General features: G+C 46.1%; 22 protein-coding genes. 16 read left to right on the top strand and 6 right to left on the bottom strand.

Going from position 1 to position 23,853, the window contains the following annotated elements:
• Positions 1 to 39 precede the first annotated feature (39 nt).
• Positions 40 to 1,374: a DRTGG domain-containing protein gene (locus tag MKX41_RS02020; RefSeq protein ID WP_340968395.1), complete on the top strand. Its 1,335-nt coding sequence runs from the start codon at positions 40 to 42 to the stop codon at positions 1,372 to 1,374.
• 96 nt (positions 1,375 to 1,470) lie between these two features.
• Here MKX41_RS02020 and MKX41_RS02025 read toward each other — a convergent pair whose 3' ends face one another.
• The 3 genes from MKX41_RS02025 to MKX41_RS02035 all read right to left on the bottom strand — a co-directional run bounded on the left by MKX41_RS02025 (position 1,471) and on the right by MKX41_RS02035 (position 2,708).
• Positions 1,471 to 1,791 carry a YtpI family protein gene (locus tag MKX41_RS02025; protein ID WP_042186497.1) on the bottom strand — a complete coding sequence of 107 codons (321 nt, stop codon included), beginning with the start codon at positions 1,789 to 1,791 and terminating at the stop codon, positions 1,471 to 1,473.
• Positions 1,792 to 1,878: 87 nt separating this feature from the next.
• Positions 1,879 to 2,379 (bottom strand): DUF4044 domain-containing protein, encoded by a 501-nt coding sequence (locus MKX41_RS02030; protein WP_076300904.1) that lies wholly within the window; start codon positions 2,377 to 2,379, stop codon positions 1,879 to 1,881.
• A 5-nt stretch (positions 2,380 to 2,384) separates the two neighbouring features.
• A complete protein-coding gene (locus tag MKX41_RS02035) occupies positions 2,385 to 2,708 on the bottom strand; it encodes a YtrH family sporulation protein (RefSeq protein ID WP_042186502.1) in 324 nt (107 codons plus the stop codon).
• A gap of 324 nt (positions 2,709 to 3,032) precedes the next feature.
• On the opposite strand from MKX41_RS02035, the gene MKX41_RS02040 reads away from it, so the two are divergent.
• From MKX41_RS02040 to pyk, 6 genes are all read left to right on the top strand, one after another.
• Positions 3,033 to 6,671 carry a DNA polymerase III subunit alpha gene (locus MKX41_RS02040; protein WP_340968398.1) on the top strand — a complete coding sequence of 1,213 codons (3,639 nt, stop codon included), beginning with the start codon at positions 3,033 to 3,035 and terminating at the stop codon, positions 6,669 to 6,671.
• A 74-nt stretch (positions 6,672 to 6,745) separates the two neighbouring features.
• The gene (locus MKX41_RS02045) at positions 6,746 to 7,246 is read left to right on the top strand and encodes a phosphatidylglycerophosphatase A family protein (protein WP_340968400.1); all 501 of its coding nucleotides are present in this window, start codon (positions 6,746 to 6,748) and stop codon (positions 7,244 to 7,246) included.
• Positions 7,247 to 7,392: 146 nt separating this feature from the next.
• A complete protein-coding gene (locus tag MKX41_RS02050; RefSeq protein WP_042125966.1) occupies positions 7,393 to 7,581 on the top strand; it encodes a hypothetical protein in 189 nt (62 codons plus the stop codon).
• A gap of 72 nt (positions 7,582 to 7,653) precedes the next feature.
• Positions 7,654 to 8,547 (top strand): acetyl-CoA carboxylase, carboxyltransferase subunit beta, encoded by an 894-nt coding sequence (gene accD / locus MKX41_RS02055; RefSeq protein ID WP_042186509.1) that lies wholly within the window; start codon positions 7,654 to 7,656, stop codon positions 8,545 to 8,547.
• Position 8,548: 1 nt separating this feature from the next.
• Positions 8,549 to 9,550: an acetyl-CoA carboxylase carboxyltransferase subunit alpha gene (locus MKX41_RS02060; protein WP_340968402.1), complete on the top strand. Its 1,002-nt coding sequence runs from the start codon at positions 8,549 to 8,551 to the stop codon at positions 9,548 to 9,550.
• A gap of 332 nt (positions 9,551 to 9,882) precedes the next feature.
• Entirely contained in the window at positions 9,883 to 11,301 is a 1,419-nt protein-coding gene (gene pyk / locus MKX41_RS02065) for a pyruvate kinase (protein WP_042186514.1), read from the top strand.
• A 119-nt stretch (positions 11,302 to 11,420) separates the two neighbouring features.
• Here pyk and MKX41_RS02070 read toward each other — a convergent pair whose 3' ends face one another.
• The gene (locus MKX41_RS02070) at positions 11,421 to 12,116 is read right to left on the bottom strand and encodes a G1 family glutamic endopeptidase (RefSeq protein WP_340968403.1); all 696 of its coding nucleotides are present in this window, start codon (positions 12,114 to 12,116) and stop codon (positions 11,421 to 11,423) included.
• 109 nt (positions 12,117 to 12,225) lie between these two features.
• Here MKX41_RS02070 and MKX41_RS02075 point away from each other — a divergent pair, with 109 nt between their 5' ends.
• From MKX41_RS02075 to MKX41_RS02085, 3 genes are read left to right on the top strand one after another with little or no spacing between them, the layout of a single operon-like run.
• Positions 12,226 to 13,407, top strand: a complete 1,182-nt coding sequence (locus tag MKX41_RS02075) for an MFS transporter (protein WP_042186520.1) — start codon at positions 12,226 to 12,228, stop codon at positions 13,405 to 13,407.
• Positions 13,408 to 13,444: 37 nt separating this feature from the next.
• Positions 13,445 to 13,972, top strand: a complete 528-nt coding sequence (locus MKX41_RS02080; protein ID WP_042186522.1) for an acyl-CoA thioesterase — start codon at positions 13,445 to 13,447, stop codon at positions 13,970 to 13,972.
• Complete coding sequence (locus tag MKX41_RS02085; RefSeq protein WP_042186523.1) at positions 13,969 to 14,367, top strand: FxsA family protein; 399 nt, start codon at positions 13,969 to 13,971, stop codon at positions 14,365 to 14,367. The genes MKX41_RS02080 and MKX41_RS02085 overlap by 4 nt, the downstream gene beginning before the upstream one ends.
• A gap of 90 nt (positions 14,368 to 14,457) precedes the next feature.
• Here MKX41_RS02085 and ytvI read toward each other — a convergent pair whose 3' ends face one another.
• Positions 14,458 to 15,573 carry a sporulation integral membrane protein YtvI gene (ytvI, locus tag MKX41_RS02090; protein ID WP_340968404.1) on the bottom strand — a complete coding sequence of 372 codons (1,116 nt, stop codon included), beginning with the start codon at positions 15,571 to 15,573 and terminating at the stop codon, positions 14,458 to 14,460.
• 395 nt (positions 15,574 to 15,968) lie between these two features.
• Between ytvI and MKX41_RS02095 the strand changes: the two genes are divergently transcribed.
• From MKX41_RS02095 to MKX41_RS02115, 5 genes are all read left to right on the top strand, one after another.
• Complete coding sequence (locus MKX41_RS02095) at positions 15,969 to 17,081, top strand: citrate/2-methylcitrate synthase (RefSeq protein WP_042186527.1); 1,113 nt, start codon at positions 15,969 to 15,971, stop codon at positions 17,079 to 17,081.
• Positions 17,082 to 17,332: 251 nt separating this feature from the next.
• The gene (gene icd / locus MKX41_RS02100; RefSeq protein ID WP_340968405.1) at positions 17,333 to 18,628 is read left to right on the top strand and encodes an NADP-dependent isocitrate dehydrogenase; all 1,296 of its coding nucleotides are present in this window, start codon (positions 17,333 to 17,335) and stop codon (positions 18,626 to 18,628) included.
• Between the two features lie 62 nt (positions 18,629 to 18,690).
• The gene (gene mdh, locus MKX41_RS02105; RefSeq protein WP_340968406.1) at positions 18,691 to 19,632 is read left to right on the top strand and encodes a malate dehydrogenase; all 942 of its coding nucleotides are present in this window, start codon (positions 18,691 to 18,693) and stop codon (positions 19,630 to 19,632) included.
• 173 nt (positions 19,633 to 19,805) lie between these two features.
• Entirely contained in the window at positions 19,806 to 20,234 is a 429-nt protein-coding gene (locus tag MKX41_RS02110) for a hypothetical protein (protein ID WP_042125989.1), read from the top strand.
• Between the two features lie 211 nt (positions 20,235 to 20,445).
• Positions 20,446 to 21,315 (top strand): SDR family oxidoreductase, encoded by an 870-nt coding sequence (locus MKX41_RS02115; protein WP_042186532.1) that lies wholly within the window; start codon positions 20,446 to 20,448, stop codon positions 21,313 to 21,315.
• Between the two features lie 87 nt (positions 21,316 to 21,402).
• On the opposite strand, the gene yfbR is transcribed toward MKX41_RS02115, so the two are convergent.
• The gene (yfbR, locus tag MKX41_RS02120) at positions 21,403 to 22,008 is read right to left on the bottom strand and encodes a 5'-deoxynucleotidase (RefSeq protein ID WP_143764010.1); all 606 of its coding nucleotides are present in this window, start codon (positions 22,006 to 22,008) and stop codon (positions 21,403 to 21,405) included.
• A 102-nt stretch (positions 22,009 to 22,110) separates the two neighbouring features.
• Between yfbR and MKX41_RS02125 the strand changes: the two genes are divergently transcribed.
• On the top strand, positions 22,111 to 23,673 hold the full coding sequence (locus MKX41_RS02125; RefSeq protein WP_042193545.1) for a fumarate hydratase: 1,563 nt from the start codon (positions 22,111 to 22,113) through the stop codon (positions 23,671 to 23,673).
• Positions 23,674 to 23,853 lie beyond the last annotated feature (180 nt).

Genomic DNA, 23,853 nt, shown 5'->3' on the forward strand with positions numbered 1-23,853 from the left:
GTACAGTATAGTACAGATCGGAGTGCGGGGGTGTAACAGTTGGAAGGTCAAGGCGATGCAATTACTAAACACGAGCAACTGCTGCAGCATATTGAAAGTCTTAAGGTAGGCTCCAAAATATCTGTTCGTAAGCTTGCAAAAGAAATGTTGGTCAGTGAGGGAACGGCTTATCGTGCCGTTAAGGAAGCTGAGAATCTTGGAATTGTCATTACGAAGGAACGGATTGGTACAGTACGTGTAGAAAAGAAGCCTCGTAACATTTCTGAACAGCTGACGTTTGGTGACGTGGTTGATATTGTGGAAGGTCATGTTCTCGGCGGGGCTAGCGGACTGAGTAAACATCTACATAAATATGTGATCGGTGCGATGAAGGTCGACGCGATGATTCGTTATATAGACGCAGACAGTCTGCTTATTGTGGGTAACCGCGATGATGTACACTCCTTGGCGCTAGAGCAGGGTGCCGGAGTTCTGGTTACAGGTGGTTTCGGGACGAGCCGTGAAGTGAAGGCATTAGCCGACGAACTGGATCTCCCCATCATTTCATCAAGACATGACACGTTTACCGTGGCATCAATGATTAACCGAGCGATTTTTGATAGATTGATTAAGAAAAAAATTATGCTGGTAGAAGATATTGTCGACAGCAAACCGCGTATGATTACATTAAAAATTTCAAGTACCGTAGGTGAGTTACGACAGATTTCAGAGGAAACTGGAGAGCAACGTTTTCCCGTTACAGATGAATGGAACCGAGTGATTGGGATTATCGGCCGACGCGAAGTAGAGAACCTGGCAGAAGGGCAAAGTATTGAAAAGGCTATGGTTCGGAGTCCGGTTACCGCTGCGCTGCATACCTCACTAGCTTCAGCTGCGCAGATCATGATGTGGGAAGGTGTCGATTTTCTCCCCATTGTAGACCGTAACCGCAAATTGGTGGGCTCCCTAACCCGTAAAGAAGTGCTGCAAAGTCTGCGAGATGTCCGTAACACTCCACAGCTTGGGGAGACCTTCGATCATCTCATCTGGAACGGTTTTGCGGATGAGCGGGATGAAGAGGGACGATTGTTTTTTCACGGCTTTATTACGCCTCAGATGGCCACAGACCTTGGTACCATTTCTGAAGGTGTATTGTCTACGCTAATGACGCTCTCTGCGTTTAAGGCAGCTAAGGATATTACAGGAAATGACTATGTATTAGATAATATGTCCACCTATTTTATCCGGCCGGTACAGATCGAACACGCGATTATTGTAATGCCGAGACTGCTCGAGATTAGTCGCCGTACATGTAAGCTTGAAATAGAGATCAGCTATTCGGATACCCTGGTAGCGAAAGCTGTTCTGATGCTGCAATCCATTGATCACGGCTAATAGATAATGAATCACAAACATGCTTAAATAGACTGCCCTCAACGATGATAGTGAGGGTAGTCTATTTTATTCTTGTAATCCTATCAGAGGGATAGTCTAGGCTTTCGACTGGTGTTGTTCCTGGCTACGGCTACGGCTGTAATAACTATAGCTGCGTATTCCTGAGAAGATGTTAAACACACCGATTAGAAGAAAGGCAGCTTCAACAATGATATTAACGGTGGAGCCGCGAAATAGAAACATGGAAATCAGGGAAAGCGTTACGAGCATAGCGCCCAGCATCACATTCATGACGGAGCGTTTTAGCCCCTTATCTTGGGGATTTAAGGCACGGCGAGAGGATAAGCTGTACACAGCGGCGCCGATTACAAAGATCACCAGCAGGATAAACAATAAGTACTTGATAAATAAAACCATGGACAGCCAGCTCCTTTATCATGTCGTGCAAAAGCCTTGAAGTAATTTCCACTTTCGTCTGTCCATTATTGTATCACACGATTGTTGCTAGTTGCGCTTAAAAGGACTGATTTCCACCCAGATTTGTAGAACGCCTTCCATGACAAGCATCGTCCGGATTTTGACAGAGTATTCTTTATCCCGCACGATGTATAGTTTTCCATCCAACAGCAGCCTAACCAGTTTACTGTCTGTGTCAATATCGAACATGCTGCGGCCACGCATGGGCTCCAGATCTGAGCCCATTTGGCTTATAATTAATTTTACAGTTACGGGGTCAAGGGGGTTATCTTCTTTGGACTTGCTCTCTTCCGAACGGATTTTGATTTCTCTGATTACGGTAGAGGTATTATTGTATTTTTTGAGCGTTTTAATATCTTCCTGATATTGCTCAATGTCTACGCGTAAGTCTTGATTTTGCAGCCACAACACATTATACCCAACATGGAAAATAGCATTGTATATGACAGCTCCTACGACGATCCCCAGCATGAATATAGCGGAAATTTGGGTGAATCTACGAAAACGACTGAATGGTGGAACTCTCACTGGCGTTACCCCCTGCCGCACACCCATTTTACTAGCTCGCTGCCCATATGAGCTCCGAGAAAAGCGAAGGCAATATACATGATTTGCTTGATGGCGGGGGAGAGGTTGCCTCCAATTACATTGCTTTCAATGACCCGTAAAGGGTCCATAGTACCCCCTACAGCGGCGGCAAGTGCCCATATTTTAATCCGGTCTGCTACATCTAGCATGGTTTGCGTCGGTGGTTGCAGGGATACTACGGCGCCGATTCCGCCGACCATAGCTCCGCCAAGTACGATGCCGAAGGCGATAAAGAAATCGAGGATCGCTTTGCTCATAAAAATGCTCATAAAGGCCCCTTCCCGGACGAGGCATCTCTAATCGTTGCCTGTCCATGTGCTCTTAATCCATTCTATGGGCGGGTCCCCCTTTAATATGATAAAATAGTTTCATCTTATAGTGCGAGTTCAAAAAGTACGGTTTTCAGCACCAAGAAGATTTAAAGAAGGTAGAAAATGAGGAGTGGAGCGTAGTGGAAGCTACGTGAGCACCGGAAGTTTCGCCTGAATTCAATCTTCGATGTCGAGTAAGCTTCTTGGGTTACTTCGTGATAAAAACGGACTTTTTGAACAACTATTTATGTTTGATTTTTGTAGTAGAAAGGAAGTGGGATAATGAGCCCTTTCGTGCATTTGCATGTGCACAGCGAATACAGTTTACTGGACGGGGCGGCGCGCATTACCGATCTCGTGCGCCGGGCCGGCGAATACGGCATGAAGTCGCTGGCGCTTACGGATCATGGAGTGATGTATGGGGCGATCCCCTTTTATAAAGCGTGTAAAGAGAATGGAATCAAGCCGATTATCGGCTGTGAAGCTTATTTAACCGCGGGCTCTCGCCGTGAGCGAGGCAGTCGTAAAGATCAACCGATTTATCACCTGATTCTGCTCGTCAAGAATGAAACCGGCTACAAGAACCTAATGAAGCTGATCTCTATCGGTCATCTGGAAGGTCATCACTATAAACCTCGTATTGATATGGAGGTTCTGGCCGCTCATTCGGAGGGGATCATATGCCTCAGTGCCTGTCTTGGCGGCGAAGTGCCGCAGCATCTGTTGCATGGAAGAGATGACGAGGCGCGAAAAGCTGCGCTGCGATATAAGGAGATTTTTGGCGAAGACTTCTACCTGGAGCTTCAAGATCACGGAATTTCCGAGCAAAAACGAGTAAATCCGAAGCTGATCGCACTTGCCAAGGCCTGTGAGATCCCACTTGTAGCTACGAATGACGTCCATTATTTGGCCAAGGAAGATGCAGAGGTACAGGATGTTCTGATCTGTATTGGAACAGGTAAAACTGTGGATGATGAGGAACGGCTCAAAATCGGAACAGATCAGCTGTTTCTCAAAAGCAGTGATCAGATGGCGGCGTTGTTCCCGCATGTGCCTGAAGCTAACAGTAACACGCTATTGATCGCAGAAAAATGTAATTTGGAGCTTACCTTCGGTCAACATATTCTGCCTGCCTATTCACCAATTCCAGAAGGTAAGGACTCCGCTGCATATTTGCGAGAGTTGTGCTTTAAAGGGCTTGAAGAACGGTATATAGACACACCGCTTTGGGCATCGCCTGAGCAAAGAGAAACCGCTGAAAAGCGTCTTGCCTATGAGCTTGGCGTCATCGAGAATATGGGTTTTAGCGATTATTTTCTAATTGTGTGGGATTTTATCGCTTATTGTCATCGTCAGGGGATTGCTACTGGTCCGGGCCGGGGTTCTTCCGCGGGGAGTCTTACCGCTTATTCCCTACGAATCACGGATGTAGATCCGCTTAAGTATAACTTGCTCTTTGAACGTTTCTTAAATCCAGAACGGATCACGATGCCGGATATTGATATCGATTTTAGTGATGAGCGTCGTGATGAGGTTATCGCTTATGTGGTGGAGAAATACGGCAAAGAACATGTGGCACAGATCATTACGTTCGGAACCATGGCTGCACGGGCTGCAGTTCGTGATGTGGGCAGGGTACTGAATTTACCTTATAACGAGGTAGATAAGGCTGCCAAGCTCATCCCAGGACAACTAGGCATCAGCCTTGCTAGAGCGCTGGAGACTACTCCAGACCTAAAAGCGCTGTATGACAGTAATCCGAAGATCAAAGGCTTGCTGGATATGGCAATGAAAGTGGAAGGTATGCCTCGTCATGCTTCGACACATGCTGCCGGGGTTGTTATTTCCAAAGGTCCGTTAACTGATGCTGTACCCCTTCAAGAGGGAAACGAAAGTACAGCGTTAACTCAGTACTCTATGGAGCATTTGGAAAGTGTTGGGCTGCTGAAGATGGATTTTCTGGGCCTGCGTACTTTGTCGATTATCGAACGCTGTATGAATTCGATTAAAGAAATGAGTGGCAATGTTCCAGATTTTAAAATCATACCAGATCACGATCCGCTCACCTATGAAATGCTAGGTGCTGGTGAGACGACTGGGGTCTTTCAGTTGGAGTCGGCGGGTGTAAGACGTGTGCTTAAGGATTTGAAGCCAAATGGCTTTGAAGATATCGTATCCGTTCTAGCGCTATATCGTCCGGGTCCGATGGAGTTTATCCCGAAATATATAGCAGGTAAGCACGGTCAGATCGAAGTAGAGTATCCCCATCCTGATTTGAAATCTATATTAGCGGATACCTATGGGATAATTGTGTATCAGGAACAGATCATGCAGATTGCTTCGCTTATGGCTGGATTCTCGCTTGGTGAAGCGGATCTGCTCCGTCGAGCGGTTTCTAAGAAGAAGCGCGAGACGTTGGATAAGGAACGCAGCCATTTTGTACAGGGGAGCTTGCAGCAAGGATATAACGAAACGGATGCGAATGCTGTTTATGATATGATTGTACGGTTTGCAGATTATGGCTTCCCGCGTGCGCATGCGGCGGCTTATGGCGTGTTGGCTTTCCAGACGGCTTATCTTAAGGCGCATTATCCGGTACAGTTTATGGCATCTATGCTGACCGCTGTGATGGGAACCCACCGTAAGGTGGCGGAATATGTACTGGACTGCCGCCGTACGGGCATCGGCGTATTACCGCCGGATGTGAATGAGAGCGGCGTACTGTTTACCCCTGTTCCAGGAGAGGAAACGGGAACAGGGCATATCCGCTTTGGGCTCGCAGCGATTAAGAACGTCGGCACGCTAGCAGTGGAGAATATTATGTCGGTCCGCAAGGAGCGGCCGTTCGACAGCCTGCTCGATTTCTGTCGACGTGTGGATCTGCGGGTCTGCAACAAGCGGGTAGTGGAGTCTTTGCTGCAGGCAGGAGCCTTTGACTGTCTGCCGGGTCATAGAGCCCAGCTGCTGGCTATGCTGGACGAGACCGTTGACGCCGCGACGAAATGGCGCAAGGAGCGGGATGAACTGCAAATTCAGTTGTTCGATGATTTGGTGGAGACGCCGAATTGGGAGATTCGCTATCCGGATATCCCTAAGTTTACAGTAGGACAGCAGCTGGAGATGGAACGTGAGCTGCTGGGGCTGTATCTATCAGGTCATCCGCTCGACGATAGTGCTGAGCTGCTTGAGGAGACGGGTATACAGCGGCTTATGGATCTCGGCGAAGCCGCAGATGAGAGCCAGACGGTTACGGCCGGCATGGTCGTATCCGTTAAGGAAATTACGACGAAGCAAGGAAAATCGATGGCCTTCATCGAATGGGAAGATCAGATCGAGCGCTGCGAAGTCGTGCTCTTCCCCGAGGTGTGGAAGCGAAGCCGCGGCTTGATTGCCAAGGGCGCGCTGCTGGCCTTGCGCGCCAAGGTGCAGCAGGAGGACGAAGGCTTCAAGCTGCTGGCCGAGGAAGTGGCGCTGCTATCCGCGGAGACACTCCGCGGTCTGCTGCAGCGCCGTAGTGCCGCCGCATCCCGCCCGTATAGCGCGGGACGCTCGGCCTCAGCAGGAGCGCCGCCGCGTGGCGCGGCTCCTGCTTCGCGGGCTAGCGGGGCCGCCACTGGCCCCGCTGGCAGACCTGCAGGCGGCGCAACTGCGCCTGCAACACCTGCACCGGCCGCTGCGCCAGCGCCAGGCTCAGGCCAGCGTGTCTTTATCAAGATCACGCCGGCCGCCGAGAATGCTGCGCAGCTGTCGCGCCTGAAGGAGCTGCTGCAGAATCATCCAGGCCCAGTAGCGACGATTCTGTTCTACGAACGGGATCAGAAGCTCCTGGCCCTTAGCGATAATTATCGGATTAAGCCTACCGAGGAGCTAATCGCGGCTATCGAGTCTATGCTGGGGGCAGGTACCGTAAGAATAAAATAAGAACAATTCCACCCTTTTCCGCATACATTAGGAAACCACAGGGCGAATCCCTGGGCGGAAAGGGGAATCACATCATGTCCTATCAAATGGCAGTTGATCTGTTGGAACGTAGAGGCGTATCACTTTCTTCCATTGCTGAAATCGTATATATTTTACAATCGGTCTATTATCCCGGTTTATCCAAGGAAGAATGCCTTTCCAGTGTGAAATCTGTATTGGGAAAAAGAGAAGTGCAGTACACGTTAATGACGGGGATCGCACTTGATGAACTGGCAGAAAAAAGACTGCTTCCGCAGCCGCTCCAGGCAGTAATGGAAGCGGATGAATCACTTTATGGAGCGGACGAGACTCTAGCCCTTGGCATCACAGGGGTATATGGGATGATCGGACTTACAGGATTTGGGTACTTGGACAAAATAAAGCTTGGAATCATTGGTGAATTGAACGATGATAAGGGGAGGATTCACGTGTTCTTGGATGACTTAGTAGCGGTTATCGCTGCAGCTGCTTCTGCTAGAATCGCTCATCGGCAGGAAGGGGCAAAAGTATATCCTCTGGTCACGGATACGGAATAAATGACCCGATTCATTTCGTTTGAACGAGTTCCTCAGTCTTGCTTCCTTTGCCCTACGCCTGTTGCGGGAAAAAAGTAAACTGTGTTATCATAATTCCATTATACGGGATACGGCTGGGAATTAAGATTGGGGAGGCCTTGCAAGGCATGTGGACGGTAATATATATCGCGCCGACCGCCAAAGTGGCGGATATGATTAAGAGTAAGCTGACTGAAGAAGGTTTTTTAGTAAAATGCCGTCCAATCAATATGTCCAAGCAGCAGTTTGAGATATTGGTTCCTTCGGGTGAACTGGAGGAAGTACAGGAAGTCCTTAATCTTATTCTGCATCCCTGAATTTCTATCAAGAGAAAAGTCATGACAGCGGCAAGCTGCATAACGCAAATAAACGGCTGAAGAGGTGCGGGTGTGTTCAAAGATTTATTTCAGAAGAAACGGAAGTACGCGACTATTCCTTCAGAACGTCTGGAGCGAAGCGGCGTGCCTGCAGAAGGCGAACGCCCCAAACGGGAAATTCCAGAAGGATTAATGAGTAAATGTAATAAATGCGGAACGATCCAGTATAGCAAGGAATTGGAAAAGAACCTAAAAGTATGTCCTACTTGTGGTCATCATTTGCGCTTGAACGCCGTAGAGCGTATTGCTATGACGTTAGACCCAGAGGGCTTTATTGAGTTTGATAGTGAAATGTATTCTATAGATCCGCTGAAATTCCCGGGTTATGCCTCTAAACTGGAGCAACAGCAACTAAAATCGGGACAAACTGATGCCGTGATTACGGGTCAAGGGTCTATTGGCGGACATCCAGTGATCGTAGCTGTGATGAATTTCGAATTTTTCTCCGGCAGTATGGGATCTGTAGTTGGTGAGAAGATTACCCGGGCGATTGAAGAAGCCACGGAGAAGCAGCTTCCACTCCTTATTTTCTCTACTTCTGGCGGAGCGAGAATGCAGGAGAGTATTCTAAGTCTTATGCAAATGGCGAAGACCAGTGCAGCGCTTGCTCGTTTCAACGAAGTGGGCGGCCTTTATATTTCTATAATTACGGATCCGACAACTGGCGGAGTATCTGCGAGTTTTGCTAGTCTTGGCGATATTATTATTGCTGAGCCTGGGGCGGTATTCGGTTTCGCAGGACGTATAGTCATTGAACAGACAATTCGCCAGAAGCTTCCGGATGATTTCCAGACGGCTGAATTTAATCTGCAGCATGGCTTGATTGATATGGTTGTGCACCGTAAAGAAATGCGCGCCACACTGACCAAAATTTTGGAATTGCATGATGTGAAAGGGGGATTTTAGGTTGGCAGGAGAGTTGCCTTTTGAAATGCCTCTGGTTGAAATGCGCAAGAAAATTGCTGAGCTAAAGCAGTTTGGCGAAGAGAAAAGTATTGATTTTACGGATGAGGTAGCAAGACTGGAAGAACGGTACCGTGTGCTTGAGGAGGAAGTTTATTCTAATATCTCCCCTTCCCAAAAAATGCATCTAGCTAGACATCAAGGACGTCCGACTTCTCTTGATCTTATGGGGCAGATCTTCACAGATTTTATCGAGCTTCACGGGGATCGAATGTTTGGGGATGATCTTGCAATTGTAGGCGGTATCGCCAAACTTAACGGTGTCCCGGTTACGGTCATTGGCCAGCAGCGCGGTAAAGATACGAAGGAGAATATTTTACGCTTTTTCGGCAGTGCACACCCTGAGGGCTTCCGTAAGTCACTGCGTCTGATGCAGCAAGCGGACAAGTTCAATCGTCCCATTATAACCTTTGTAGATACGAAAGGTGCATATCCAGGCAATACAGCTGAGGAAAGAGGACAATCCGAAGCAATTGCCCGTAATTTACGCGAGATGTCTCAGTTTGGTGTTCCTGTAATCTGTGTGGTTATCGGTGAAGGCGGAAGTGGGGGCGCATTAGCACTGGCAGTTGGTAATAGAGTGCTTATGCTGGAACATGCCATTTATTCGGCGATATCTCCTAACGGTGCTGCATCAATTCTATGGAAGGATGCTTCGAAGGCTGATCAAGCGGCAGAAGCCATGAAGATAACGGCATCTGATCTGCTTGAAATGGAAGTCATCGAAGAGATTGTTCCTGAGCCAAAAGGCGGCGCACATCGTGATTACGAAGTTACGGCAGCTGCAATTAAAGATGCATTATGGCGTCACTTGCAGGAGCTGATTCTTCTGGATAGAGCGGAATTGAAAGAAGATCGTTATCGTAAATTCCGTAAAATAGGTGAGTTTGCTGAAGTCCAGCAGGAGCAGATTTTCCTTGAAGAAGAAGTGGAATCTGAAGTGTGAATCGTGCCTTTCCATTTGCACTTTAAGACATATAACCATACTTAGTGGACCATATTGAATTAAGTGTAAATTATACATTTTATTGGAATTAAAATAATCTCGACGTAATGCCGGGATTATTTTAATTTTTTTTGTGCGTTCAGATAATTCGAGCTCAAATTACATCTAAAAGAGCCTACAACATTGATTTTGTGTCTAAGTTGCAGTAATATTCATAAGGGCGTAGTTAAAGGCACATGTGACAAAGTTCCTATTTAATTAGTTAGCCTTGTAGTAGATTTTGTAGTTGGAAAAAGTGAGACAGAGAGAACGAAAAAACGGAGGAAAACCTAATGCGGAAAAGTAAAATTGTATGTACGATCGGACCTGCGAGTGAATCGTTGGAGAATATCAAAAAATTGATTTTGGCTGGTATGAATGTGGCCCGTTTGAATTTCTCCCACGGCGATTTTGAAGAGCATGGTGCTCGGATTAAAACGATCCGTCAAGCATCTAAGGAACTGAACAAAACTGTTGCTATCCTGCTCGATACAAAAGGACCGGAGATTCGCACAGGCAAGTTGGAAGTAGAACCGATTGAACTAGTTCAGGACGAGTACCTGACACTAACTACGGAAGAAATCCTTGGCACCCAAGAACGTATTTCCATCACGTACAGCGAGCTTCCTAATGATGTTCAAGTAGGCTCCACCATCCTTATTGATGACGGTCTGATTGGTTTGACAGTTGTCGACATTCAAGGAACTGAAATCAAGACCCGTATTGTAAACGGTGGTACAATCAAGAGCAAGAAGGGCGTTAACGTACCAGGAGTAAACATCTCCTTGCCGGGTATTACGGAAAAAGACACCAACGATATTCTTTTTGGTATCGAACAGGACATCGATTTTATCGCCGCTTCCTTCGTTCGCAAAGCTAGCGACGTTCAGGAAATTCGTGAGCTGCTTTCGAAAAACAACGCTTCTCACATTCAAATCATTTCCAAAATCGAAAACCAACAAGGTGTTGACAACCTTGATGAAATTTTAGAAGCTTCCGATGGCCTGATGGTTGCTCGTGGTGACCTTGGTGTTGAAATTCCAGCTGAAGATGTACCTTTGGCTCAAAAATTGATGATTCAAAAATGTAACGTTGCTGGCAAACCAGTAATCACAGCTACACAAATGCTGGATTCAATGCAACGTAACCCACGTCCTACTCGCGCTGAAGCAAGTGACGTAGCAAACGCTATTTTCGACGGAACAGATGCAATCATGCTTTCCGGAGAAACTGCTGCTGGTAAATATCCAGTAGAATCCGTTCTTACAATGTCCCGTATTGCTGAGAAAGCGGAGTCCGCTCTGGATCACCGTGAGATTTTCTCAAAACAACAAACTTTACAAGAAACTACAGTTACAGAAGCTATCAGCCAATCCGTTGCAATTTCCGCTTTGGATCTGAACGCTAAGGCTATTCTTTCTTCGACTGTTACAGGTCATACTGCACGCGTTGTTTCCAAATACCGTCCTAAAGCACCAATCATTGCTGTTACGACACAAGAAAGAACTATGCGTCAATTGTCCCTCGTTTGGGGCGTAACGCCAGTATTCGGTAAAGTAGCTACTTCCACAGATGAATTGCTTGAAACAGCAATCCAAGGTGGTAAGGATTCCGGTCTGGTTCAGGCTGGCGACCTAGTTGTGATTACTGCAGGAATTCCACTTGGACGTTCCGGTTCCACTAACTTGGTAAAAGTAAGCACAATCGAGTAGGACTCGACTGTGCTTTGCCTGATTCGTAGATTTTACTCAAAATAGAAGAGCTGTCTCAGATGTAGTGAAAATCTACAAATGAGGCAGCTCTTTTTTTTGTACTGAATCCATTTATGCTGTTAGTATATACGTTTGACGCTAAAAGAGTCCCCTCGAGGGCTTGGACTGGAAGGAACCGCAACGGTGGTGTTATTCTGGACCATGATCCCTCCATTAGAAAGAGTTAACCTAGGTCGTTTTCCATTGATTCGGCAGCAGTTGAAGCAGGTAGTGCTCACGCGGGCCAGCTTTGCGATGGAACCATCGACCTCAGGAGCCTCCATAATCCATTCGCCGGAGGTCTGCGGACCAGTATATCGCTGAAGCGTTCGGAAGGTCCAATTTCGGCTTAAATTCCGGATTGTGATAGACCACTTCGTGTGGCTTATTTTTGTGATAGTACCCTTCATATGATCTCCGGGGTATACTGGAAAAGGGATTACGGTCTCGACGTCAGGTAGTATTTCCCACCAGGCGTAATAACGGGCAGTCCCATTTACGAATTCATGACCTGTTCCCGTCTGAATAAGGTTGCTGTTCTTGAAGCCGTCGATGCCAATCCATGCGGAGGAATAGGTGGATTTGTGGGTTGGTTTTACGTATGGGACGGTCCATTCACCGGAAATGCGATTGAAGGCACCTTTTCTACCAGTAACAGTGTAGCCACTCCAGTTCTTAGATGACCAGCCAAAAGCAGAGCTTTGTCTATTGCTCGCATTAGATTTGTCTGTTAGACAAGGATGATTTACCATGAGAGAGTTATATTTTATGCTCAACTTGTCCACCGCCTTTATAGTACTGCTATATTAAATGCGATGATTACATATGAAGTACGGGTGTTCTGTTAAAATATAAAAATATAAAGCTGGAGGACTCATAGTACAAATGGAAAAATTATCGAAGCTGCGCGGCTTTTATCTATTTTTAGGATTGGCCGGCGGTTCATTTGGCTCTTATCTTTCGCTGCTGCTGGTCCATAATGGACTTAACAGTGGACAGATAGGTATACTAATGGCAACAGGCACACTAGTTGCAATCACCATTCAGCCGATGTGGGGGATTATCTCTGATCGGTATAATCAGACGCGTTTAGTACTAATCCTAAGTGTGGCGGTTCCGGCCTTACTAGCCGTCTTTTATCGTTCGGAATATTTCATTGTACTTCTTCTGGTGTATACGTGCTCAACGATCTTCTCCTCTACACAGGCTCCTATAGCCGATTCTTACGCGATTTCGGCGGCGAATAGAGCTGGAGCCACTTACGGTAGCATCCGGCTTATGATGAGCATTGGAGCGGCTCTGGGAGCTTATGCAGGAGGGGTGTACGTATCTACCTTCTCTGTATCCACGATATGGCTACCTTTTCTCTTTTTTAATCTGATTGCAGTCCTTATTGCGTTTACATTGCCGAAGCAGGCGGAAGAGAATCATATGATGAGGCAATCGTTTACTCAGGGGGTAAGACAACTGCTGGGGAATCGGGTCTTCCTTGCGTTTTTGGGTGGCAGCTTTCTTGTGAACCAGACGATGGCTGCTTTTGGTACATACTTTGTAATTGCTTTTCAATCGGTTGGAGGGTCTACGCGCTATGCAGGGATTGCGCTCTTTCTCGCATCGGTGACGAATGTGCCTTCCATGCTGTTTGCTTCTAAGGTGATTAAGAGGTTGGGTCGTGAGCGGACCTTGCTCCTTGGGGCCCTTATTTATGTTTTACGGTGGGGTATTCAGGTTGCGTTTCCTTATCCATCGGTAATGATCGGAGTGCAAGTGCTGCATGGTCTTTCATTTGGGTTCTTTTATATTGCAGCAGTCGAATATGTATCTCAGATCACGTCTAACGAAATGCAGGCCACTGGCCAAAGTGTATTTAATATGGTGTTCGCAGGTTTTTCTGGCATAGTTGGTAATTTACTCAATGGATTCTTGCTCAATCAAGGTGGGGTAGAAGTGATGAACCTGTCTTGTATGTTGAGCTCTATCGCAGGAGCAATGCTGCTGTTCTATGTTGCCAGAAACTCTCGGCGCAAATTATCGACGACGCTATCTTCAGGCGGGGCCCAGGCTTAACGCTTCCCTGCTGCTATGCTGAAAGGAGTATTTATAGATGGAATTAGAACGAGCTGGCTTGCCCAGCCGATGGTATAAGTCGACCCTGCGTGTTCGCTATCAGGAAAGTGATCAGATGGGTGTCGTGTATCATGCGAATTATTTGAACTGGTTTGAGTCTGGTCGTACGGAGATGTTTCGTCAGGTTGGTTTTACTTATCGCGAACTTGAGAAACAAGGCGTCTTACTTCCTGTCACCTCAGCAGATTTGCAATTTAAAAGTCCGGCGCGATATGATGATCTTATCTCCGTGTATGCGCGAATGACTACCTTCTCAGCGTTACGAGTCGTATTTGAGTATCAAGTGCGGAGGCTTTCGGAAGAAGAAGGTGGAAATTCAGAAGATTTATTGGCTACTCTAGGGGAGTTGCGGTCGATGGATCCACCTGGGGAGCTGCTGGTTACCGGCACGACAAGTCATGTTTGGGTGAACCAGGAATGGAGGCCTGCTAGGCTGGATAGAGCCCTTCCAGAGCTCTTTCACGCAATAAAAGAGGCGCTGCGGGAAGAAGGGGGTTCAGTATGATTAGAAGCAAATGGTTATGGGCTGGACTATTTATTATTCCTGCTGTGGAATTATTCGGTTTTATCTACGTAGCAGATCAACTTGGAGCATTTAAAACGTTGCTGCTTATGCTGACCACTTCAGTAATTGGTCTACTAATGATGCGATTTGAAGGTAAGAAGGTGCTGCAGGACAGCAGAACACATATGCAGGAGGGCCGCGTTCCTGGTCGGACGATGCTGGATGGTTTATGTATTTTTTTCGGAGGATTACTACTGATATTGCCGGGCTTCGTAACCGATATTGTCGGTTTCACGTTAGTATTTCCATTGACTCGGCCTTTGTACCGTATATTTTTGCTGAAGTGGATTGAGAAGAAGATGAAGAATGGCACCTTCACCTTTTACCGTCGGTAGTATACTTTTTACAACAATAACAGAGCGGACCCTGTCATTGCTGAAGGGACCGCTCTGTTTGCTATTTTACGAATTGATGATTATCGGTTCCTATCTTAATCTGCCGTTAACAATGTAGCTGTGCAAAGCTCGGAATACGCCCGCTCGGTTAAAGGCAACAAGGACTACTAGGACAACGGGGCCGATGATCAGCCCTAACATACCGAACAACTGCAGACCGGCGAACATGCCAATTAACATGGCAAGGGGATCGAGTCCTATGCTGCTGGCGAGCACTTTCGGCTCAAGCACCTGCCGGGTAATAAGAATAACAGCGTAAAGTATGGATAGTCCTATCCCTAGTGCCAGATTGTCCGTCATATAAGAATATAACGCCCAAGGCAGCATCACAATTCCCACACCGAGATAAGGTAGTAGATCCACAAAGCCAATCATTAAGCCGATAGCAAATGCAGACTTCACACCCAGCAGCAGCAGCCCGATTACTACAATGATCGCTGTGATTGAGATGAGGATGACCTGGGCGCGTAGATAACCGAAGAGCGCTCTGCGTAAATCTCTCCAGATATCTGACACAGGCTTTAGGAATACTGTCGGCAGCCAGCCTGTAAGTTTATCATTATGACGCTCCCAACTCGTACTAATGAAGAAGGCAGCAAGGACAACCACGATAAGAATCGTACCCAAACTAGGAAGTGCGGAGATCAGTTTCAATATTACATTAAAAAATCCCGTGACCACTTGCGTGACTGCGTAACCTACAGTTTCCGTTGTTCTGCTGATGTTGCTGTCAATCGTAGCATGATAGTCAGGATTGTCTCGGTAGAATTGATTAATCTGGTTGATGATGTTCTGAATGCTTGCATTCTGGCTTAAGGACATCAGAAGATCCTTCCATTGGTCGGTGTGGAGATTAAAGGTTTGCAGCAAGACGATTAATTCTTTTACGAGTCTTGTAATCATCGCGGTTAAGACTAGTGTGATTCCGCCTATATAAAATAGCAGTGCAAGTGATACCGCAAGCCAGCTTGGTAATTTAAAGCCTTTAAGAATAAGTACTAATGGATGCATGATATATGCGAGCAGCCAAGCGAGCAACAGGGGGTATAACAGCGGAAGTAATAAATAGATTGCGAGCAGGAGGATGGAAGTTGCCAGAACGACCCACAGGCCGCGCAGCAGTCTTTTTAATACCAAACGATCCATACCGAGACCACACCTTCTTCATTCCTGCATAGACAGGGGAATAAGAGCTCGTCTTCATATATATTCATAGGATCGATTTAAAGACTAGAATGCGGGATAAATATTAGAATGGGCCGGAATCTGTAAACTGAAATGAAAAAATTGAATCAGAGGATTAGAAGTTTTTTTCTATCTCTCTGATAAAATCATTTGATGCGCTCCAAAGCTTCCACATTGTTCACATAACCGACAAAATCCAGTATGATGAATAAAGATACGAAGCATGTTGGTCATACAGCATTCCTGACGGAAATGTTCTTACACGCACTTATTAGATTTTTTAATGCTTTGAATTGGAAATGTTTTCATGGAACTAAGATTGTTTTTATACCTTGTTGGCAAAGGAGAGATATGCTATGACAGCTACCAAAGGCTTGGAAGGTATCGTTGCAACAACTTCATCCATTAGTTCTATTGTGGATGGTGTACTCACTTACCGCGGTTATGATATTGATGAACTTGCAGAACATGCTACCTTCGAAGAAACAGCTTATTTGTTATGGTTCGGCAGTCTGCCGACGGTGCCAGAGCTGGAAGCGCTCAAGCGGGATCTTAGTGCCTTCGCACAGATTCCTGAACAGGTAATCGAGCAAATGAAGCTCTATCCAAAAGACGCCAACACCATGGCAGCATTGCGGTCGGCTGTATCAAGCCTTGCTCTCTATGATGAAGCGGCTGACGATATGAGCAGAGAAGCGAACGAAATTAAGGCGGTAAAACTGCAGGCACAACTCCCAACAATTGTGGCGGCACTGTCGCGTATTCGTAAGGGGCTTGAACCAGTGGCTCCGAAAGAAGGCGTTTCTATTGCTGAGAACTTCCTGTATATGCTGTGGGGAAAAGAGCCGGACAGCGTATCTGTCAAAGCACTTGATACCGCACTTGTTCTTCATGCGGACCATGAGCTGAATGCTTCAACTTTTGCTGGCCGGGTTACAGTTGCGACATTATCCGATATTTATTCTGGGGTCACCTCCGCTATTGGTGCGCTCAAAGGCCCGCTTCACGGTGGGGCGAATGAAGCTGTTATGAAGATGCTAGAGGAGATCGGAAGTTTGGAAGCGGTTGAACCGTTTATCCGTAAGAAACTGGATAACCGTGAGAAAATCATGGGCTTCGGTCATCGAGTATATAAGAATGGTGATCCACGTGCAAAACATTTGATGAAAATGTCGCTGGAGCTTGGCACGATGAAAAATGACACCACCCTTTACGACATGTCCGTAAATATTGAACAATTGATTACCGGGCAAAAGGGATTAAGACCGAATGTTGATTTCTATTCGGCTTCTGTTTATACACAGCTAGGCATAGATCGTGAACTGTTCACTCCTATTTTTGCAATTAGCCGGACTTCAGGTTGGACTGCGCATATTCTGGAGCAATATACAGATAACCGCATTATTCGTCCACGTGCAGAATACACGGGTATGGTTGAACAGAAATACGTTCCAGTAGACGAAAGATAGAAGAGCAGCCTTGCGGGCTGCTCCTAAAGTTTAGTAGAATGAACCCTAGCAATAGTGTTTTAAATTTTTGATTTTAATGATGATGAGAGTTTTGTTCAAATATAAGAAAGTATAAGTTTCACACGATACTTTATGTCTTATATTTCTCGCTTAAACACTTACCGTCCTTATAAGGACGCCGAAGGCGTTTATGCTTCGATGCTTGTCAATGCTATTTAAATCCCACAAAACTTTAGGAGGAATACACTCAAATGTTGAAACTAGAAAAATTCGAACTACCTACAGAAGGCGAACAAATCACGATTAAAGAAGGAAAACTACAAGTTCCGAATAATCCAATCATTCCTTTTATCGAGGGTGACGGTACAGGCCGTGATATTTGGAAAGCTTCCAAGCGCGTACTTGATGCAGCAGTAACTAAAGCTTATGGTGGCACTAAGCAAATCGCTTGGTACGAAGTATTTGCTGGCGAAAAAGCTTTCAATACATATGGTGAATGGTTGCCAAATGATACGTTGGAAGCAATCCGCGAATATTTTGTGGCGATCAAGGGACCACTTACTACTCCAATCGGAGGCGGTATTCGTTCATTGAATGTAGCTTTGCGTCAAGAATTGGATTTGTATGTATGTCTGCGTCCAGTTCGTTATTTCCAAGGTGTTCCTTCTCCTGTTAAACGTCCTGAGCTGGTGGATATGGTTATTTTCCGTGAGAATACAGAGGATATCTATGCAGGGATTGAATATCAAGAAGGCTCTGCTGAAGTGAAGAAAGTCATCGAATTCCTGCAAAAAGAAATGGGAGTTAACAAAATCCGTTTCCCTGAAACTTCTGGTATTGGTATCAAACCGGTATCCTCCGAAGGTTCGAAGCGCTTGGTGCGCGCTGCAATTGAATATGCGATCAAGCACGGACGTAAGAGCGTAACGCTTGTTCACAAAGGAAACATCATGAAGTTCACTGAAGGTGCCTTCAAAAACTGGGGTTATGAAGTAGCTGAGCAAGAGTTCGGAGATAAGGTCTTCACTTGGAGTCAATATGATGTGATTAAGGAACGTGACGGTGAGGCTGCCGCTAATGCTGCTCAGAAGGATGCTGAAGCTGCTGGCAAAATCATTATCAAGGATGCAATTGCGGATATCGCGCTGCAACAAGTTCTGACTCGTCCAACTGATTTCGATGTTATTGCTACGTTGAACCTGAACGGGGATTACCTGTCCGACGCACTGGCTGCACAAATCGGCGGCATCGGGATCGCTCCTGGAGCGAACATTAACTACATTACTGGCCACGCCATCTTTGAAGCTACCCATGGTACAGCTCCTAAATATGCAGACAAAGACGTTGTGAATCCTGGTTCTGTTATTCTGTCCGGCGTAATGCTCTTGGAGCACTTGGGCTGGCAGGAAGCAGCGGACCTGATTTATAAAGGTATGGAAACTGCTATCAACAATAAGACCGTGACTTATGACTTTGCCCGTCTGATGGAAGGTGCAACTGAGCTGAAATGCTCCGCATTTGCAGACGAAATTATTAACCACCTATAGGTTAGATTAGCCTTAGCCAGATAACATTAGCCTTACCTTTATCATTTCTAGGAGGCGAATCTGTGGCGATCAAGCGTTATAAAATTACAGTGGTAGGTGCCGGTTTTACCGGCGCTACTACAGCTCTTATGTTAGCTCAAAAGGAACTTGGAGACGTTGTGCTGCTCGATATTCCACAAATGGAGAACCCAACCAAGGGTAAGGCGCTTGACATGCAAGAAGCAGGTCCTGTGCAGAGATTCGACAGTCATATTATTGGAACCTCAAGTTATGAAGATGCTGTAGATTCTGATATTGTAATTATCACTGCAGGGATTGCCCGTAAACCTGGGATGAGCCGCGACGATCTTGTGAATATAAATGCAGGGATTGTAAAGTCGGTATGCGAGAACGTAAGAGATGTAGCACCGGAATCCATCGTAATTATTTTGAGTAATCCGGTAGATGCGATGACTTATGCTGCATTTGAAGCGTTAGGCTTTCCGAAAAACCGCGTAATTGGACAATCCGGCGTGCTGGATACAGCGCGTTACTGCACTTTTATTGCACAAGAGCTGAACGTATCCGTTGAAGATGTACGTGGTTTCGTAATAGGCGGACACGGCAATGATATGGTACCGCTCGTTCGTTATTCTAGTGTCGGAGGCATTCCGATCGATACATTGATTCCTACGGATCGTATTGAGGAGATTGTGAAGCGTACACGTGTGGGTGGCGGGGAAATCGTTGACCTTTTAGGAAATGGTAGTGCGTATTATGCTCCTGCAGCCTCTTTAGTTCAGATGACGGAAGCGGTCTTGAAGGATAAGAAACGGATCATTCCGGTTATTGCCTTGCTTGAAGGCGAATATGGTTATGACAATCTGTTTCTGGGCGTTCCAGCTCTTCTTGGTGCGAATGGGATTGAGAAGATCTTTGAACTGGAGCTTACTGCTGAGGAGAAAGCGGCTTTAGATAAGTCCGCAGAGTCCGTACGTAGTGTAACAGCAATATTATCTGTGTAGATTGTGTCAGATGAAAGGGGAGGGTCCCGAAGGCCGTGAAATGGCTTAAGGGCGCTCTCTTTTTTTATATCAACAACTTCAAAGAATGGACACCTAAGTTGCTTTTCTTATTCTAATATTATGGGTATAATTATATGTAACTATTATCACAGTTAAATTGGAGGAGATATGATATGGATTGGAACGTTTTGTTTTTCTTACATATGATCGGGACGCTGGCACTAGGATTTTACCTTGTACTGCCTTTCATCATCGGTCGTGCTGAAAAATTGTCGCCTGCAGCAAAAGAAGGTACGTTAAGTGCAGTTACTGGATTTAACCGCTTTGCACAGTACGGTTTAGTGATTCAACTACTTACAGGTGGTTACATGATGACCAAGGGTGATTATTCTGTAGCATGGATGATCATTATCGTTGTATTGTTGCTAGCAATGTTTGCACTTGGTGGTATTATGAGCAAGCCTTTGCGTCTTGCTGCTGCTGGAATTCGTGAGAACCGTGATGTCAAAGCAGAAACAGGCAAATTGCGTACGCTTAGTGCGCTGCTGTCCGTGTCATTGCTGCTGATGGTATTCTTCATGGTATTTAACGATATTATTTAATCTGTAGCACTATGAGCCCGCTTCCGTAAAGGAGAGCGGGTTTTTTTGTGTTCAAAAAACTTCGGATTGTTTGATTCTCTCAGCCATGTGGTAAGTAACTTTTCATACAGCAATTTTAAAAAATGATAAAGCCGGCGTATAAACATATACGCTTGAGCCATCCTAAGACGATCAGTTAACTATCAATTACTTAACGAGAGGAGCTAGGATTATGTCAAACGACAAGCAAGCTACGAAAACCTTACCCCCGCAAGAACAGCATCATCAGCCAGGAATTGAGAGCGAAATGAAGCCGTTGCCGAAATATGAGCCGGCTAATTATAAGGCGGCAGGTAAATTGCAGGGCAAGGCGGCACTTATTACTGGAGGAGACAGCGGGATCGGACGGGCAGTGGCTGTTCTTTTTGCAAAAGAAGGCGCCGATGTAGTTATATCATATCTGAATGAACACTCTGATGCAGAGGAAACGAAACGCCAGGTGGAGCAGGAAGGTCGCAAATGCATTCTGATTCCAGGAGATATTGGTGTGGAAACCTTCTGTAAAGATCTCATTAAACAGACGGTAGAGGGCCTCGGGAAACTGGATATTCTCATCAATAACGCGGCGGAGCAACACCCACAAGCTAAGATCGAGGATATTACGTCCGAGCAGCTAGAGCGAACATTCCGTACGAACATTTTTGCAATGTTTTATTTGACCAAAGCGGCTATGCCTCATCTAAAAGCAGGATCTGCTATCATTAATACGACTTCGATTACCGCTTATCGTGGTAGTCCACAATTACTGGACTATTCGTCAACGAAAGGAGCCATTCTGAGCTTCACGCGTTCCTTATCTACGAATCTGGCAGAGAAAGGCATTCGGGTAAATGGCGTTGCTCCGGGTCCAATTTGGACACCGCTTATTCCATCTACTTTTGATGCAAAACAGGTTAGTGAGTTCGGCGGTACGCAGCCTATGAAGCGACCGGGACAACCGGAGGAGCTGGCCCCAGCTTATGTATATCTAGCCTCCGACGATTCGAGTTATGTGACCGGACAGGTCATCCATGTAAACGGTGGCGAGGTCGTAAACGGGTAGAGGCTCAGCCAACCAAACCTAGATACTTATATAAAAAGCTCTAATTAGGGTTAGCCGAATTAGAGCTTTTTGTATTGATCTTGGGATTTAGTTTCCAGCAGACAGCTCATCGAGCGACATTTCAAAGCTCGGAGCCATATGAGTGAGGAAATAATCTACTTCCTGTAAGCCGAGTCCGCGTAGCTTCGCACCTGTCTGCTCTTTCGCCGCTGCGAATTCACGGTTGCCCGCAGCAACCTCCCAGACACACTTTAGGTAAGCATCCAGTCGATCGGCTGCCTTAACGTAGCTGTGCAGGAGAACGTCCTCCGAATCGGGAGAACTGTCTTCTGGCTGCATGAGCTGCGTGTAAATGCCCTGAAGTTCGGGAGGAATCATACCGGTCAAGCGTTCCGCAGCAATTCTTTCCATTTCGCGGAAGCTGGTTAGTAGCCGAGGATTATTGTATTTCACTGGTGTGGCAATGTCACCCGTGAACACTTCGCTGGCATCATGGAACAGGGCCATAGTTGCTGCTCTTTCGGCGTTTAATGAACGTCCATAATGAATATTACCAATGGAACAGAGCATATGTGTGAGCAGAGCTACATGGAAAGAATGCTCAGCAACGTTCTCAGGTGCGGTGCTGCGCATTAGGCTCCAGCGCTGAATATATTGAAGCCGATATAAATAGGCGGAAAAATGGTAGTTCAATTTTAAAGTAACCCCTTTCATGAGCTGCTAGGTATGATATTATTATACTAATTGTATCAGACTTTTGATAATCTGGATCTGCTGAGAGGAGCTTGAATGAATATGCAGCATTTTGAAGACAGCATTTATAATCTAATTGTTGAAACGTCCACGAACTTGCCGGGTGATGTACGCCGGGCGGTCGCCAAGGGTCGCGCACTAGAGGACAGAGCTACCCGGTCAGGTCTTGCGTTAACTACGATTGCTCAAAATATCGGAATGGCTGAGCAGCAAGTATCACCGATCTGTCAGGATACGGGAATGCCTACATTTATCATTCACACACCTGTGGGAATCAATCAGATTGAGATGAAAAAAGATATTCACAACGCCATTGTACGGGCGACCAAGAATGGTAAGCTTCGTCCAAATTCTGTAGATTCATTGACAGGTGAGAACAGCGGAGATAATTTGGGAGCAGGTACACCGGTCATTCATTTTGAACAATGGGAAGAGGAAAAAATAGATGTCAGACTGATTCTGAAGGGTGGCGGCTGCGAGAATAAGAATATTCAATACAGCCTTCCAGCAGAATTAGAAGGATTGGGCAAGGCAGGCCGTGATCTGGACGGAATTCGCAAATGTATTTTACATGCTGTTTATCAGGCACAAGGGCAAGGCTGTAGCGCTGGTTTTATTGGTGTTGGTATCGGCGGCGACCGCACAACTGGCTATGAGCTGGCTAAGAAGCAGTTGTTCCGCAAAGTGGAGGATGTTAATCCAATAGAGGATCTCAGCAAGCTGGAAGACTACATCATGGAGAATGCCAATAAGTTGGGTATTGGAACGATGGGCTTTGGTGGGGAAGTTTCGCTGCTTGGTTGTAAGGTCGGCGTTATGAATCGTTTGCCAGCCAGCTTTTTCGTATCTGTTGCCTACAATTGTTGGGCTTTCCGTCGCCAAGGTGTGCTGGTTGATCCGTCAACAGGCAATATAGAGGACTGGTTGTACGAGAGTGGTACAGGGATTTCGGTTGATGATGGACGGGACCAGGCGTCGGAAACGGAAGTGGCAGATGCAGGTGAAGACAATGCAGCTACTGGATCTCGCGAAGTCCACCTGACTACACCGATTAGTGAAGAGGATATCCGTAGTTTACGAGTTGGGGATGTAGTAATTTTATCCGGTGAAATGCATACGGGCCGTGACGCACTTCATAAATATCTAATGGATCATGAGGCTCCGGTGGATTTGAACGGTGCAGTTATCTATCACTGTGGTCCTGTAATGATGAAGGACGAGGAAGGCTGGCATGTTAAAGCAGCCGGTCCGACTACTAGTATCCGTGAAGAGCCCTATCAAGGCGATATTATCAAAAAATTTGGAATTCGTGCCGTCATCGGAAAAGGTGGAATGGGTCCTAAAACGTTAAAAGCTCTTCAGGAGCACGGGGGCGTATATCTCAATGCGATTGGTGGCGCTGCACAGTATTATGCGGAATGCATTAAGAAGGTAAATGCTGTTGATTTTATGGAATTTGGCATTCCTGAAGCAATGTGGCATTTGGATGTGGATGGTTTCGCTGCTATTGTAACGATGGATGCCCATGGTAACAGTCTGCACGCAGATGTAGAGAAAGATTCCGCAGCAAAATTAACTCAGTTTAAAGAGCCTGTATTTAAATAAGTCGGGTACAGTCCGGTGAATTAGTCATAAAGTGGGGACATCCGCTGCTATGGCTTTTTCTCCGGTTTTATCGAAAATATAAGAATTTATATGTTCCACGCTATAATTTATCCTTATATTCCTCGTATAATCACTTAGCGTCCATATAGATAGGGATGTCGAAGGTGTTTATGCTTGTCT

This window comes from Paenibacillus sp. FSL R5-0475, from assembly GCF_038004585.1.
In the GTDB taxonomy this organism is placed as follows: Bacteria; Bacillota; Bacilli; order Paenibacillales; family Paenibacillaceae; genus Paenibacillus_AQ.